Source organism: Paenibacillus sp. JT22N1 (assembly GCF_059692155.1).
On the sequence record NZ_JCAUAW010000006.1, the window covers coordinates 1 to 16,424 of the forward strand.

The window sequence follows — 16,424 nt, forward strand, 5'->3', positions numbered from 1 at the left end:
ACTTTTCATTGTAACGTTGGCGGGATTCACTCATCTCGGACACCTCGTAATTTGGATAGATCTATTATCTAACTCCCCAATTCGTTGTGTCCACTATTAAGTCTAAATGCATTTCCGCGCTTATCCCCGTCACCATTCGCCGAAAGCTCCGTTTCGGAGCTTATTCTCCTTCGATACCCTTACTCCCTAACCTGAAATCTCCGAAATCAGTCTTTCATCCTTCAAATGCCAATCTCATCGCGGCTCTTGCCTAACTTAAGCGCGGTTTTCGCGCTTATTTCCGTCACCTATCGCTGAAAGCGCGATTTTAGCGCTTATTCACCTTCGCTCCTTTTACTCCCTTTCCTGTAAGCTCCGAAATCAGCCTCTCAGCCTTCAAATGCCTACTTCACCGCGGCTCTCGCTCAACTTAAGCTCGATTTCCGAACCTATTTCCGTCACCACTCGCCGAAAGCTCGATTTTCGAGCTTATTGTGTCATCATAGTATTTCAACATGAGAATGCCCTTTAAAGGATTAACATAGAACTTTTACGCATATTAATGCCGAAAAAGGCGCTCTACCCCTTAACGGGATAAGCGCCTTTATTTCTTACCTTGTTACATTTTTATCGTTTTCACTAAGCGTTTTGCATCGCCGTTTGGTGTTGCAATCACTTCGTACACGTTGATGCTGACATCGGAACTCAATTGTTCGGATTTGATATTGCCGAAATCAATGAATTGAACGCCGGACATGATCTTCTGCTGCCCTGTGAAGGTCATTGTTTTGGAGCTTAATAGTCGCCCTTCCGAGTCAACAACTTCAAAAGCAAGTGTTGAGAAGTTCGTATCCGTAATTACCTGCTCCTGCCTCTTCACGTCCAAATCCAAACGTAACCTGTAAGCATAGGATGAATCTTTGCTATATGTAGCACTCACAGAGTAATCCTTCAAGTCGATGGTATAAGGGTACAAGGAGATAGCGCCTGTACTTGGTATTGGTTGAATAGCTGTTTTGTATGACCCTACCGCTAGACGATTGGCATCATACACATTAAGTGCAAGCTGGTCGGCTTTCTCGCCGGCAGGCAGCATGTAAGAATAACTCATCACATAGCTAGTGTTTGGTGCGATGGTCTTCGCTATAGCTGACTGTCGAACGCCAGAGTATGTGTATCCTTCAGCGCTTGTCAAATCCGTTTGGAAATCCGGCATTGTCAATGACGTTGTTCCTTTATTCGTCAGCTTATACTTCGCAACAACCGTCTTAAACCCGAAGTCCGAATTCTCACTCATCCCAAACTCCACAAGGGATACATCGACATTCGAATCAATGAGATTACTTGCCGTAAGCTTGAATGGTGTACCTAAGGTGTATGCTTGAGCAGCTGCGTAAGAGGAAACCTCTCCACCGTTTCCTGCACCGGCAAGTGTCGTAACCGAAACCGGCAAAGTTGCCGCTTGCTTACTGCTGTTTGTGTCCGCATTCCCGGTTCCTGTACTCGGCTGAGTCGTCGTAGAAGCAACCGCCTGCTTCTCAAGCACAACCAACTGCAATGCATCTGTGTTCAGCCCTGCAGGCAAAATGCCAGAGAAACGGAATGTCGTAGACTCATTCGGAGATAAATACGACGTGCGTACGGCGTTATCACTAGAGGTAACAGCTACACTGCCTCGAAGTGCTTGGAACTCCGCCGATAAAGTTGGTATGGTCACAATTCCATCGCTTTGATTCGTTAAAGTCACGTTGGCTTGCAAATGCAGTCCGTCCGATTGCTTACTTGCCGCTGCCCATGAGGTTGAGATCGCTAGGCCGTTAACATCCAAGTTCGGGTACTCCGTCTTGTCACCGATTTTACCAATTGAAAAAGACTTCGCAACATTAAGTGAACCCAAAACGGTTGTCTTCACCTTGCCTTTTGGAGAGAATATCAACGCCAAATCTTTGGTCTCAAGCGCTGCTGGAACCGCAGCTTGTAAGGTAGCTTTAACAGGCTGCTGAGGAAGCAAGGATTGCCCTTCCACTTTGGCAAACTGGGCACTGTATGTCAGCCCTTTACTGTCCTGGAAATTGTATTCAAGTCCATCTGGCAGCTTAAGCGTTGAACTACTTAGATTTTCAAGCAGTAAGTCGGTATACACCATCCATGCCCCGTCTTTATATACTTTATAACTTTTGCCTAATTGGGCTGTTACTAACGCATCATCAGCAAGTGTTGAGTCCAGTTCCTTCAAATTAAGAACCGCTTGTTGAAGCACCGATTGTCCCGACTCCGCCAAAGCAGCCTCTACAGACAAAGCACCAATATCTTCCATCGCGTTATAGTTCCATTCGAAAATATCGACCTTTAACTGGGACGGAGTCAAATTCGCAGGAATTTCAGAAGTAAATTTGAACGTGCCGGTTTCTCCTGCTTTCACACGCGCCGTTACTTTCTCACTCAGCTTCGCCGTGTAAGACACTCCATTCGTGTCTATAACTTTGACCCCATAGTTGTTGAAATCAACCGGGGAGCTGCTGTTATTGTTCAGGCCTAATGAGAAGCGAAGTGAGCCATCCTCAGCACCCGCAGACAAGGTAACTTTGTCCAATGTAAAGTAGACGGAATCACTGAGAAACACGCCTTCCTTCCCAGCAAAAGCCGATGTTGCAAAGGGGAATGTTAGGAAGCTTGCTGCAGTTAGCATTAAAGCCGAACGACTGAGCAAGCGTTTCATCTTTCGTTGTTGGTTCACAGGTAGTCCTCCTTAGAGTTTTGCTTTAGCAAAACTGGCATCGTAAGCATAGTCTTTAGTTTTCGTTCGTTAGCATAATCTTGCATTTCTCAAATCAATCAGACCGTAACGCGTCAATTGGTCGCAATTTGGACGCTTTATTTGCCGGATACAAGCCAAAAATAACACCGACAAGCACCGAAAATAAAAAGGCATATAAACTAATATCAAATGACAAACTGGTTGTTTGCTTGGGGCTAAAATAAGGCAGCGCATAGGATAATCCGATTCCGAGCGCAAGTCCGATTAATCCGCCCATACCGCTGATGACGACGGCTTCGACGAGAAATTGCAGCAAAATATTTCTGCGCTTGGCACCAATCGATTTACGGATCCCGATTTCACGCGTTCGTTCACTCACCGTAACCAACATAATATTCATGATTCCGATGCCGCCGACGAGTAGAGAGATTAGCGCAACAGCCACTAATTGATTCGTAAGGGTATTCGTTGCTTCAGTCCGTGCTTTAAGCAGCTCATCTTGATTCGTTAAGACGAAGCCCGTATCGCTTTTGAATTTGTACGTCAAATACTGCTTCATCGTATCTTGAGCGGTATAAATATCATCCTTCGTCGGCGCTTCTACGTAGGTTGTGCGAATTTGTCCCAGCTTGAATTGTCGTCTAGCAGTTTCCAAAGGAACAATCACTGCACTATCGACTGAGGCTCCGCCAATGTTGGAGCCCTTCTCTTTCAGAGTTCCAATAACATTGAACACGACACCGTCGATATTGATATCTTCACCTACAGGGTTTAACTGTCCAAAGAACGTTTTTGCCACTTCACTACCTAGTATGGCGACATTCGAGCGAAACTCTAGATCAGCTGGAGCGAGATTCCGCCCCTTGTCAATATTTGCTTTGATAATGTTAAAATAGCGATCGTTCGTTCCAATAACATTGTATTTCTCCTGCGTACGATCATATTTAACGTTGGATCCGTTCTTCGTCATCGTTGGCGCAATCGACTGGAACTCCGGAAAATTCTCGAAATTCATCAGCTCATCATAATTCAATTGCGTTGCACGTCCGTTTCCGGTCGCGGTGACAACAAGCAGATTCGTCCCCATGTTCTCGTATTGCTTGGCGATTTGTTCTGAAGTGCCTTGACCTATCGATACCAAAGTTACGACTGAGCTCACACCAATAATAACTCCTAGCATGGTCAAAAACGTTCGCAGTGGACTAGATATGATCGTGCGAAGCGACATTCGAATGAGTTCACTTAACTTCATACACTCACCTCATGCTGTGCGCTCATCTGAATGTTATTCCGATAGTCATCAATAATGACGCCATCCTTTAGGGAGACGACACGCTTGGCATTGTCAGCAATGTGATGATCATGCGTAATCAATACGATGGTATTTCCTTGTGCATTCAGCTGTAGGATTAACTCCAATACTTCTTCACCCGTTCTGGAGTCCAGCGCACCGGTTGGTTCATCCGCTAAGATGAGCGAAGGTGATATCGCAAGCGCCCGCGCAATGGCTACACGCTGCTGCTGGCCGCCTGATAGTTCACTCGGCTTATGATGACCACGCTCCCCCATCCCGAGCATCTTCAACATATTATTAGCCCGCTCCCGCCGTTCCTTCCTTGGTATGCCAGCATAGATCATCGGAAGCTCTACATTTTCCATAGCTGACAAACGAGGCAATAAATTAAATTGTTGGAAAATGAAGCCGATCTTCTGGTTTCGAAGTTCAGCAAGGGCATTATCACCCATATTCTCGGTCACAACGCCGTCCAGCGTATAACTGCCTGTCGTAGGCACATCCAATAAGCCAATCGTGTTCATGAGTGTCGATTTCCCTGATCCACTCGGTCCGATAATGGCGACAAAATCACCCTCGGCAACGGAAAGCGATATGCTGCGCAGAACATGAAGATCTTCTTCCCCGCGTTTATATGTTTTGGTAATCTCTTTCAGTTCAATGATATTCATACCGCAATAACTCCTTTCCCTGCCGCATTATCTGGTACCGCCACCGCCGTTAGTCCGAGTAGCCCCCGTATTGCCGTTACCGCCAGCACCTGCTCCACCAGCTCCGCCTTGGAATCCAGCTCCACCCGCACCGCCACCAAATCCACCAGCGCCTCCAGCGCCACCGTTTTGCTGGAACTGCTGTCTCAAACGATTAATTTCATCTTGGCTTAAATTTTGCTGTCTCTTCACGACAGGCAGAACAACTTTATCGCCTTCTTTAAGACCTTCAGTGATTTCGATTTGTGTTTTGGAACGAATACCAATTTTAACCTCGTGTTCATTATCCACTGTACCATCGGCTTTCTTCAAAGAAACAACACGCTTCCCTTTTTGCGATTGCAGTGCTTCTGGCGGTAAATAAATAACATCTTTTTTATCTTGAATTAAAATTTCGCCAGTTGCCGTCATCCCATATTTCAACATATTGTCTTTATTTTCAGCGGCTAGAACAACATCATAGAAGGTTACGCCATTCGTTGTCGTTCCCACCGAAGAGATTTGCGTCACTTCAGCCGGGAATATGCGTCCAGGGTAAGAATCAACTTTGATTTCAGCTTTCATCCCCGTCTTAATATTGGGTAAATCCAGCTCATCCACTTGAACCGGCAGCTGCATTTTCGCTAAGCTAGCGACAGCTCCGAACTGCGTTCCATTGGTTACCTTACTGCCGACCCTGAAATTACTCAAAATATCATTTTTCTTATTCACAAAGTCGGTTGAAAATACGCCGTCAAAGGGAGCAACGATTTTGAGGGCATCCACCTTGTCCTTAGCCGAGTCCACTTTAAGCTTCTGCCGTTCAAGAGCAGACTGTTTCGTCAGAATATCATCGCCCAGCGTATCATTCACGAAGGTTGCGATCGTATCGCCTTGATGTACCATGTTCCCAGTTTTGAAAGGTAATACGGATATACTCCCCGTCGTCCCAGCCAAAATCGTCGTCACCTTCAGATACTGCAAGGCACTCTTGCCTTGTGAATCGACGGTTCGCCCACCAATGGTTACTGAACCCGACACATTCGTTCCTGCATCCATGGAGTTGTCATTCGGGACAACAACTTCGATGTCGATCAGTTTACCGCCTTTTCCATCCGATTTTGGATCTTTGGAGATACTTTGAATCGATCCTGTTTTCGTGATCATAAATCCATCTAATGTAATATCCACCGGATCTCCCTTATGAAGCTGCGAAGCATCTTCCACAAAGAAAGGAAGTGTTACGGTTAAAGTACTTAAATCACCAATCGTGGCAATTTTGGTCGATTTATTGATTGTTGACCCTAAATCGATGTTATTCGCGTATGTAAGTTTACCGGAAATAGGTGCTTTAACACCCATTAATCCTTGCTGCTGCTGTAAGGCATTCAGATCTTTCTCAAGCTGTTCATAAGTCAGCTGGGCATCTTGCAAATCGCTTTCCAAGCTTGTACTCGTTAGTTCAATTAGCACATCTCCAGCTTTAACCGCTTGGTTTCGTGTTAAATTAATGGACTTAATATTCGCATTTTCTGTGGATGAGATCGTTTGTGTATCTTTGGGCTCGAACTGTGCCGTGCCGGAGACGGAGAAGCGGATATTCCCTTTTTTGGCATCGACCGTCACCTCTTTAACGGCAGCAGCTTTTGCTTTCTTCCCTTTTCCACCGAAGTAAGCATACGAACCACCTGCACAAACGCTTACTGCGACAATCACAATGAACCACTTACTGCGATACCATTTCATGAAGTGACTAACCCCCTTAGAATTTTCACCAGAAAACTGGCTTCGAAAGCATATGCTTAACTTTTTTGCTCAACCAAACCTTGCAACGTAAGCTTAAAAGTGTTCCTACATCGCTTGCCACTTAAATTTTAATTATGTTTGGACGTAAGCAGCTCCATTAGCTGCTGTTCTACACTGATTCCCATACTTCTTTGGTCAAAAAGCTGAAATTCACCGTTCCCACGGTCCGTCATGCCTGCTTCAACCTGGCGCTCCGCCTTTCTTTTTTGAATAAATGCATTGATTCGCTTTTCCCGTTCTTCTGAGGATACCTCTTCACCCAGATTGTCCATCCGCTCCGCCATACGTTTCTTCATTTGCTTGGATTGTTCATCCAGAAATGTTCGCTGCGAAAGCGTTAAGCCATTAATGACTTGTTTTTGTTCGGACTCGGTAATGCTTCCTTCATCCATACTTTTGCGAACATAAGGCAGAATAGCCTCAGCTTGCTTGGCCGTAATGGTTAGGGAGTCAAGCCGATCCATTCGAATTAAACCCTGAAACAGCATAACGAGCTGCATCTCTCTAAGGCTTTGGACATCTTCAGCGAGGGGGGCTTCCTGCGGAGTTTTCCCAGATGATGGAGAAGGCGATGTCAATGCCGAAGTGCTGTCAAGCAAAGGCATGTGCCCACTGCAGCCACTTAGCAGGAAGGAAATGAGCGTTAAACGCAGCACCATTTTCCGTATGTATTTCACCTTACATACACCTCCAAAACAAAAAATCCTGTCCAACAGCAACAGGATACGAAATAATGATGAATTAAGTTTGCTTTAGATGTAAAATTATTGTGAATTATCTACGAAATACGAGGAAAAGTAACACGAAATTCGGTCCCTTCGCCTACCCGACTGCGAACATGTATCGTTCCATTCATACCAGTAACCAAATGCTTCACAATCGTAAGTCCAAGACCAGTTCCTGTCTTAACGTCTGACCGCGAAGTTCTTGCTTCATCTGCTTTGTAGAAACGATCCCAAATGCGTTCTAACTCGGCATCTGTCATCCCTTCCCCTGTGTCACGAACATACATATGGACCTCACTCTCCTGCTCTTCTAGAGCTACCGTTAGCGTTCCGCCCTTTGGTGTGAATTTCAACGAATTATAGATTAAATTTTGTACAATTTGCGCAAATCGATCAGGGTCTAAATGAACCTTGGAGGGAACCTTATCCGGCTCAGGAAGAATGAGGTGAAAAGTTATTTCCTTCGCTGCTATCGGTGCCTTCAGCAGTTCCAACGATTCTTCAAGTGTTTCTGCGATGGATACAGGCCTAAGTCGGAACACATCGACCCCATTTTGAATCTGCGCCAAATCTAATAGATCGGTCACAAGACGCTGCAGCCGCTGAACTTCTTGGTCACAGATACGCAGGTAATGCGAATATTTCTCTTCCGGAATGACCTTATCATTCATTGCCACAATAAAACCGCGAAGTGTCGTTAACGGAGAACGAAGCTCATGGGATACATTCGTCAAAAACTCCTGCCTTGTTCCTTCCCATTCCTCCAACTGTTCGACCATGAAGTTGAAGCTAGCAGCAAGCTGCCCTACCTCATCCTGTGAAGTTACCGGAACCCGTGTAGTGAAATCACCATGTGCGAGCTCAAGTGCAGCTCTATTCATCTGTTGAAGCGGACCTGCGAGTTTGCGAGAAATGAAAAACAGAATGAAACCAACAGCTACCAGTGAAAATAAGAGAGGAACCAGAATGTTAACGCGAACTGCGGAAATGGCTTCACTGATATCTCCAGCCGGAAAATGGAGAATGATGACCATAGGTTGTCCGTTTAGTTGGTACGGGGCGTGATACGTAAACAAATTTATAGTCCGTCCATCAGGTGTAGTTAAGCCAACCATTCCATAGCCGGTATGACCGTGAAGGCCATCGATAAAGAGCGTATCCATCTGTTTAGGAATAGCTCTCCCTTCACTATCCGAGGAGCCATTCAGAATGTTACCTTTGTCGTCTACAAGCCAAACTTGTCCATTAATGCTTCTAGCCAAAATTCGTACCGTATATTTCAGCTCTCGAGTTGAGATCGTCCCATCCTGCAAAGAATTCATTAAGCGCGTGACTTCCACATTACGCTTCTCCATCAGTTCGATCTTATCTTTATAAAACAAATCCGTAAAATAGTAGTTCCAGAACAGGAAAAGACCAGCAAAAAAAAGCACACAAGTCGCAAGAAAAGACAGGAAAATTTTCAAATATAAGCTGTTGCTCTTTCCCGTCAACCACCGCTTAAACATGCTGAACCACCTCAAAGGAGTAGCCAATTCCCCACAGGGTCTGGATGCACCACATGTCATGCTGTCCTAGTTTTTTACGCAAATTTTTCACATGGGCATCGACCGTGCGTGTACCGCCTGTAAAATCAAAATTCCACACATAGCCAAGAAGATCTTCTCGTGTAAATACACGGCTTGGATGGCTCGTCAGGAAATACAGCAGCTCAATCTCCTTCGGCGTAAGCTCAACCCGTTTCCCACCGACCGTGACCCGATACTGCTCAAGATCGATAACAATATTGCCGATCTCCAGCCATTTACGGGATGAATTCTGGGTTTGAGACTGTTCCATAGGGACTTGAATCGTGCGGCGCAGCACGGCCTTAATACGGGCAATGAGCTCATTCGGATCGAAAGGCTTGACCAAATAATCGTCAACCCCCAGATTAAACCCTCTCAGCTTATCGATGGACTCCCCTTTTGCCGTGAGGAAAATAATAGGCGTTTGATGAAAAGGGGCCTCCATTTTGCGAATTTGCTCACATAACTCGTAGCCGGATATATCAGGAAGCATGATATCCAGTAGAACCAAGTTTGGTTTTTCGTTTATTATCGTACGAAGCACTTCCTGCCCTCGCGGCAATATAATTGCCTCATAGTTTGAGTGCTCCAAATACAGTCTGACGACTTCAGCAATATTCGGTTCATCATCTACAACTAGAACTTTGCCTTCCGAACTCATCTAGCGCCACCCTTTTCCTTGCGGATCTGCTGCTGCCTTGCTCTCTCATTGATTACTTCTGAACGATCTCTCCGCGTATGTTTTTGGATGAGAAGCTCATCTTCCATCAGGCTCGGCGACTGCCATATCAGCCCTCTTCTGTCGCACTCTTTTAAGCAGAAATCTATAAGTTCCGGGTCCGTAATAGGCAAATTAATATCCTTATATAGGAATTCATCTCGCTCTATAGAAGACCAAACCTGGTTAAGAAGCTCTTGTAGCTTATCGGGGTTAAGTCCCAAAGAAAGGACATGAGGAGCTTCCGCATTCCTTCCTGCGCTTTGCAGCATTTTCACAGCACCATTACGGTTACCTCTACGAATATGATACATACCTACTGCAATTTGAATAAGAGCGACATAGGTTCTGCTGCGTGCATCCCCAGGATGCTCCTTCCAGAACTCCTCCATCACTTCATGGCATTCAAAATAATCCCGTTGTGCATGGAAATAAAGTAAATAATCGATATATGCCTCCGGATACGGCTTCATGATTCGTTCCCCTCACCTTGTTGTGATCACGGTAATGCCTAATTACTTCTCATGTTACTCGAAAGTTGTGCCATCGTCCAACATCAACGAGGGATCACTAACTTTCATTCATTTTGGGCGCAACCAAACTATCATATCCTACGTCCAATTAAGTAGTTTACTAGAAAGAGGCGTGATGAATGAAAATTGGGAAATGGATGCTCACAGGCACCCTTATACTATCGATGAGCGTACCAACTGCTGTTCATGCTGCAGGTACTGTTCAATCAAGTCCGGACAAAACAACGAAATACCGCGTTTATCAGTACAATCATGTACTCATGGAATTTGCTGCTTATGGGCAAGCAGAAGCATTTGCAAAAGGTTTTACGAATAGTCATGTAGAAGAAATAAGCACTCGCAAATGGCTGTGGAACAATTTCCCCCGCTATCAAGTTTTTCAGTTGGATGTATCACTACCTGAGTGGCAATTTGCCTCACTGGACGCGGCCATCGCTGAAGCAAAAAAATGGTCCAACGCAAGTGTTCGGGACCTGCAATCCTCAGGTTGGGTGTGGAACAATTATCCTAATTTCCAAGTCTACCAAAATGAAATCTCACAGGATTCATGGAAGTTTCTAACACTGAACGAAGCCGTTGCCGAAGCGAAGAAATGGGGCGGCGCCCATATTATTGATTTAAACAGCAATAAGTGGATTTGGGACAATATCTCAAATGAGGAAAAGAAATCACTCCGCACTGGTGAGCTTATTTACAAGGTGTATCAAGGTACATTTTCAGCAGACAACTGGGCATTTGCATCCTTAGAAGACGCCATTAACGAGGCTCTCAAATGGGGAAATTCAACCGTCGTCAATAAGAATACGAAAAAAACCGTGTATAGCAATCTTAAAATTTATAAAGTATTTCAGAATGACACGTTTTTGCAGGACTTTGCTTCCTTGAATGAAGCACAAGATTACGCACGCCTATGGGGACACAGCTCTATCTTCAAGGATGGCCATAAAATTTGGAACAACTATGCCTCTTATCAAGTGTTTCAGAATACAGCTCTCATAGGCGAATTTAAGACGATTCCCGAAGCCTTAAGTTACAGTGTGCAGTACAGTAATTCTTCTGTTCAAACGCTCGATCATCGCTTCCTTTGGGATAACTTCAAAAAGCTCCAGGTATGGGGCTGGAACGGCATGGCCGGTGATGATGCGATTAAAGCGCATGTGAATAATACAGTCGGACTTGATGTTGATTCTCCAAGCTATTTCGAGCTTGCGGATTCAGCAGGTAATTTGAAGGATCAATCCAATGCCGATACCGTCAAATGGCTCCAAAAGAATGGATATACCGTGTATCCACTAGTCAGCAACCAATTTAGCTCGACCTTGACAACTCAATTCCTTGCGGATAGCGCTGCCCAAGACAAATTCGTTAAGGCCTTGGTAGACCGCTCTGTGCAGCTTGGAGTTCCGGGAATCAATGTGGATTTCGAAAGCTTGGCTAGTTCGGATCGTAACGCTTTTACAGCCTTCATAGCCAAATTAACCTCATACGCTCACTTGAACGGCCTAGCTGTATCCATTGATCTGCCGCGTGGGAGTGTCAAATGGAACCATCTTTCTGCATTCGATCATGAGAAGCTGGGAAGTCTTGTTGATTACGTCGTCATCATGGCTTACGATCAGTTCTGGCGGGGCAGTACTTCCGCGGGGTCCGTAGCCGGACTTCCTTGGACGGACGGCGGTATTCAAGAATTCCTTTCCTATGGCATTCCGCGGGACAAAATCATTCTAGGTATCCCCTACTATGTGCGCGAATGGAAGCTGGATGCAGCCGGCGCCTTGCAGAGTAATCGAACCTTGCTGATGAAAGATATCCCTGCTTTATTAGCTTCCAAATCAACCAAACAAACTTGGGACCAAACCTTCGAACAATATCGGATCGAGTACCAAGAGGATGGCTTCACCTATGTATTCTGGTTGGAAGATGAGGCTACAGTCAAAGCACGTCTGGACATGGCGAAAAAGTACGACATAGCTGGTGTCGCAGCATGGCGGCTTGGTTATGATCAAGCGGACTTATGGAAATTGATTTTGCAGAATAAATAAGAGGAAGAAAGGACTTCCGCCAATTGGGGAGGTCCTTTTGGTGTCATTGTAATTCTTAACGGAACGACAAGCCGCTAAAGTGGATGAAATGAGCTAAAGCCTACCATGGATAGATAGATGCATGTATCCATGAAGAAGCTGATCATATAAGACCCCATTCGCTAAAAATGGTTTCAGTTCCGCAGCCCGAACAGTATTTGGCGTCCGGCTTGTTAACTTTATAGCACCCTTTGTGCAGTAAGGTTTTCTCTTTGGTACACTTATTCTTAAGCGGCGCTCCACAACGAATGCAGTAGTTATCTTCTTTATCCGCGACATATTTACACCTGACACATTGTTGCAGCTCATCCTTAGCCATAGGTTCAACCCCTTGAAGTTTGTAGCTACTTCATGTATATGTGGGCAATCACTGCTGAGGTGAATAATAAACCCTTCCCCCTATGTATAAAAATAGGCCTCTTTCGCCCACCCTAAATAAAGGATGACTCTGTTCTCCGAACAAAGATTCCTATAAATAATGGAGGAGGCGAAAAAGGCATGGCTAAAGATGTTCTTTGTGAAGTGAATTCCTGCAAGTATTGGGCAACCGAAAACAAATGCAATGCAAGCTCGATTTATGTCGTTAGTCACCGCGGCAGTAACCAAGCGCGTAATTCCGAGGAAACGGATTGTAAAACGTTTGAGTCTAAGATTTAGTGCTTAGTGCGAAAGAGCTATAACGTAAAAGTTAGAGCGTAGGAGCTAGAGCGTTAGAGCGTAACATTTAGTGCGTTAGATTTAGAGCGAATATTCAGAGTGAATATTCAGAGCATAAAAAGAGGCCCTGTCGGGGGCCTCTTCTCTTTTCCCTTGCCCTTATTCTCATTGTAACCAATAATGATAATTATTATCAGTGTTTCGAGGAGAGATTTTCAAGCTCCTCCAGATCCTGCGTTGGTGCTTGGCAGGCAAAGTTCTGGCACACGTAGGCCGTTGCCTGCCCTCCAAGCGGCAGCTTGTCTTTCACAAGCGGAATGAGCTTGCGGACTTCTTCACCCGCCGCTCCCGGCGGATGAAGAATCAGCAGCGCATTCGGCAGGTACTGCCGCTGCACCGTGCGCAGCATGTGCTGCGTCTCTGGCTTCGCCGGGTCACCGGCGATAACGATTTCGCTGGCTTCGCCATATGCGAAGTCGAGCGCGGCCAGCGTAAGCGCGTGGCCCGGCGGGTAGGACGCCACAGCTCCGGCGAATGCCTGGAGCTGCCTATCTGCTGCCTGCGACAGCTTCGCGTCGTAGGTCAGCCTGGACAGCCGCAGCAGGTTCAGCGCGGCTGCACCGTTCCCCGACGGCATCGCGCCGTCGTAGATCTCTTTGGGGCGGGTGAGCAGCTGCTCGGCATCGCTGCCGTAGAAGAAGAGCCCGCCCTTCTCTTCGTCTCCGAAGAGACGAAGCATCTCTGCGTTCAGCTGGACAGCTTCACGGAGATAGCGCAGCTCGAACGTGGTTTCGTACAGCTCGATAAGACCCCAGACGAGTAACGCGTAGTCGTCCACGTAGCCGAGGAAAGCCGCTTCGCCATCGCGGTAGCGGGCGAGCAATCGCCCGTCCTCGCGGCGCAGCACGCGCAGGAGAAAGTCCGCGGCCTTCGCGGCTGCCTCCGCGTAAGCAGGCTTGTCCAAGGCACGTGCCGCCTTGGACAGCGCAGCAATCATCAGACCGTTCCACGCGGTCAGAATCTTATCATCCTTGCCCGGATGGATGCGCTGTTCGCGATGCGCGAACAGCTTGGCGCGGGCAGCCTCAATCCGCTGCTTCAGCTCATCCAGTGGGATTTGCTTACGCTTCGCAAAAGATTCGATCGTCGTTCCAATTAAATTTGGGATATTATGCCCCTCAAAATTGCCCGACTCCGTAATATCGTACAGCTCGGAATAAAGATCGCCTTCTTCAATCCCTAATATGTCCTCCAGTTCATCAGGCATCCAGACGTAGAACTTGCCTTCCTCCCCTTCTGAATCCGCATCCTCCGCTGAATAGAAGGCTCCGCCCTTATCCGTCATATCACGAAGAACGTAAGTAATAATTTGCTCAGCGACTTCTGCATACTTCTCTTTTCCAGTCACTTGATAGGCTTCTATGTAAGTCATAATTAATAAAGCATTATCGTAAAGCATCTTTTCAAAATGCGGGACTAACCACTTCTCATCCACTGAATAACGGGAAAAACCGAATCCGATGTGGTCATACATGCCTCCACGATGCATGGAATCCAGCGTTTTTTCCACAATCTCAAGCGCTCGAGCATTTCCCGTTTTTTGATAATATCTCAGGAGGAACGATAAATTGTGTGACGTTGGAAACTTTGGCGACTTACCGAATCCACCGTATTCGGGATCAAATGTCTTCTCATAAAGGCGGAACGCTTCATGCAGCGTTTCCTCCGACACCTCGCCACCCGTGCGATGCTCTAATAAGCGACTGGTCGTGTCTTGAATAACTTGATCACCAACCTCGCGAATGCGGTCAGCGTCTTCTTTCCATTTATCCGCGATCTGCGCAACAATCTCAACCATCCCTGCCCGGTTGTACTTCCGACTGCGTGGGAAATACGTCCCAGCGAAGAACGGCTTCTTCTCAGGCGTCAAGAATGCCGTAAGCGGCCATCCCCCCTGCCCTGTCATTGCCTGACAAACAGCCATGTAAATATGGTCAACATCGGGACGCTCTTCGCGGTCCACTTTGATTGAGATGAAATCTTTATTCAGCATGTCTGCAACGGTTTGATCTTCGAATGACTCGTGTGCCATGACATGACACCAATGACAAGTACTATACCCAATAGATAAGAAAATAGGCTTATTTTCTCGTTTCGCTTTGTCAAATGCTTCTTCACTCCAAGGGAACCATTCCACAGGATTATGAGCATGTTGAAGTAAGTATGGCGATTTCTCGGCGATTAATCTATTGGGTTTGTTGATCGTTGTCATGGGGCATCACCTCCTTGTTTCCTGGAATAATTTGTTGTTAATTGTTCAAGTTTAGCATACCCCAGAAAAAAGAAAAAACCCTGCTGTGATAGCAATGGTTCAAAGAAGATGACATCTGTATTCATTTCTGACTGCAATCCATTTTACATATTAAACTTCTGACATCAGCTAAATTAATGATGAAGTTGTTGATTTCAACAAAATCAGAGCCGATACGGATGAGCTTTACCCTTCCAGGATTCGGAAAAGGAGCTCTAAAATCTACATGTATCACTGCGTTTGTTTTATTGGCATTGGTTTGATTGGGTACTTTTATAAATAATAAAGCATTCACGCCAATTTGTACTCTAGTATTCCCTACAATGATAAAATCTTTCGTTACCTTTCGTAGAATGCCATCAAATTCTCTAAGGAAATTAATCCCGGAAACATGCTTTCCAATAAAAGTTCTTAGCCTTTCTACCAAGGCTATATTCGTTTGCTTTGGACATGTCGGAAATATAACGGGCTTTTTTACTTTGCAAACCAGTTGTACGACTTCATGGAGAGGATAAAAAATCCTTTCCTGAAACCCGTTTTTTAGATTCACCTCGATCAACTCGATAAAATTGGAGCCCCTGAGAACTAAAAAACGATCAATCACTACATTAGGAGGTTGTTTGGTTTTCAACTTTACTCTTACACGAATCGGAGGAAACTTCGTTCCTTTAAAGCGCATAGAAATAAACGCAAGTTGTGAAAACGGTGTGCCGTTATAAGTGGTTTCGCCACTGGGTGTTTTACCGATTGTAAGCGGAGTTGCTTCAAAGCTATTCCCTTTTGTATCTCCCCAAGAAACTTTAACTCCAATGAGGGTGCGTAACCGTTGCTTCAGTGTAATTTTTTGAGGAGGAGGACAATTCATAATTTTTGTCACTATTTACCCAACCCTTCGCTTTTACCTTGAAAATTCAACGATGTTTGTGATGCTGGATGACTCTATACCTTATTCATTTTTCGATATTGCTGCATGAGACATTTGCCTGTATACAGCAAAAAAGCCTTGCTTGACAATTAACTAGTTGGAAACACATTTCTTGGCATCCAACCAGAAACAGGAGGAAAAATAACTCGAGTTCTATTTTCTAATATATCAACAATTGCTGTAATTGCAGATGCAACTCCGACTAATACGCCTGTAACTATCAAGACTAGACAAGGAACCTTTACTGGAACTTTGGCTGTTATCATTAAAAAAGTTCGGTTTTTCAGAAATCCGAACTCTCCGTAATCGCGTTTCTGTGCTATCTTCAGAACTAATGCGTCAGTAAAATGTTTCAATGCTTAGAACTTTCAATTTGTGCT

Annotated in this window: 12 protein-coding genes; 2 read left to right on the forward strand and 10 right to left on the reverse strand. The window is 45.5% G+C overall.

All coding sequences use genetic code 11. The annotated features are described in order from the left end of the window. Nucleotides 1-598 precede the first annotated feature (598 nt). From AC58UU_RS13190 to AC58UU_RS13225, 8 genes are all read right to left on the reverse strand, one after another. Nucleotides 599-2,716 (reverse strand): hypothetical protein, encoded by a 2,118-nt coding sequence (locus tag AC58UU_RS13190; RefSeq protein WP_497316272.1) that lies wholly within the window; start codon nt 2,714-2,716, stop codon nt 599-601. A 94-nt stretch (nt 2,717-2,810) separates the two neighbouring features. Further along, a complete protein-coding gene (locus AC58UU_RS13195) occupies nt 2,811-3,989 on the reverse strand; it encodes an ABC transporter permease (protein ID WP_307604043.1) in 1,179 nt (392 codons plus the stop codon). Further along, on the reverse strand, nt 3,986-4,702 hold the full coding sequence (locus AC58UU_RS13200; protein ID WP_216625563.1) for an ABC transporter ATP-binding protein: 717 nt from the start codon (nt 4,700-4,702) through the stop codon (nt 3,986-3,988). The genes AC58UU_RS13195 and AC58UU_RS13200 overlap by 4 nt, the downstream gene beginning before the upstream one ends. A gap of 27 nt (nt 4,703-4,729) precedes the next feature. Continuing rightward, the gene (locus AC58UU_RS13205) at nt 4,730-6,466 is read right to left on the reverse strand and encodes an efflux RND transporter periplasmic adaptor subunit (RefSeq protein WP_497316275.1); all 1,737 of its coding nucleotides are present in this window, start codon (nt 6,464-6,466) and stop codon (nt 4,730-4,732) included. Between the two features lie 128 nt (nt 6,467-6,594). Beyond that, complete coding sequence (locus tag AC58UU_RS13210) at nt 6,595-7,203, reverse strand: hypothetical protein (protein ID WP_497316277.1); 609 nt, start codon at nt 7,201-7,203, stop codon at nt 6,595-6,597. A gap of 101 nt (nt 7,204-7,304) precedes the next feature. Further along, nucleotides 7,305-8,759, reverse strand: coding sequence for a sensor histidine kinase (locus AC58UU_RS13215; RefSeq protein WP_497316278.1), 1,455 nt, complete (start codon nt 8,757-8,759; stop codon nt 7,305-7,307). Continuing rightward, the gene (locus AC58UU_RS13220) at nt 8,752-9,480 is read right to left on the reverse strand and encodes a response regulator transcription factor (protein WP_497316280.1); all 729 of its coding nucleotides are present in this window, start codon (nt 9,478-9,480) and stop codon (nt 8,752-8,754) included. The genes AC58UU_RS13215 and AC58UU_RS13220 overlap by 8 nt, the downstream gene beginning before the upstream one ends. Next, complete coding sequence (locus tag AC58UU_RS13225) at nt 9,477-10,010, reverse strand: DUF309 domain-containing protein (protein WP_497316282.1); 534 nt, start codon at nt 10,008-10,010, stop codon at nt 9,477-9,479. Before AC58UU_RS13225 ends, AC58UU_RS13220 begins: the two co-directional genes overlap by 4 nt. Before the next feature lie 179 nt (nt 10,011-10,189). On the opposite strand from AC58UU_RS13225, the gene AC58UU_RS13230 reads away from it, so the two are divergent. Then, nucleotides 10,190-12,112: a glycosyl hydrolase family 18 protein gene (locus AC58UU_RS13230; protein ID WP_497316284.1), complete on the forward strand. Its 1,923-nt coding sequence runs from the start codon at nt 10,190-10,192 to the stop codon at nt 12,110-12,112. Between the two features lie 537 nt (nt 12,113-12,649). Next, nucleotides 12,650-12,808, forward strand: a complete 159-nt coding sequence (locus AC58UU_RS13235; protein WP_084159967.1) for a DUF1540 domain-containing protein — start codon at nt 12,650-12,652, stop codon at nt 12,806-12,808. Between the two features lie 193 nt (nt 12,809-13,001). On the opposite strand, the gene AC58UU_RS13240 is transcribed toward AC58UU_RS13235, so the two are convergent. Together AC58UU_RS13240 and AC58UU_RS13245 are read right to left on the reverse strand one after the other, a co-directional pair. Further along, nucleotides 13,002-15,080, reverse strand: coding sequence for a thioredoxin domain-containing protein (locus tag AC58UU_RS13240; protein WP_497316286.1), 2,079 nt, complete (start codon nt 15,078-15,080; stop codon nt 13,002-13,004). A gap of 121 nt (nt 15,081-15,201) precedes the next feature. Then, complete coding sequence (locus tag AC58UU_RS13245) at nt 15,202-15,996, reverse strand: hypothetical protein (RefSeq protein ID WP_497316288.1); 795 nt, start codon at nt 15,994-15,996, stop codon at nt 15,202-15,204. Nucleotides 15,997-16,424 lie beyond the last annotated feature (428 nt).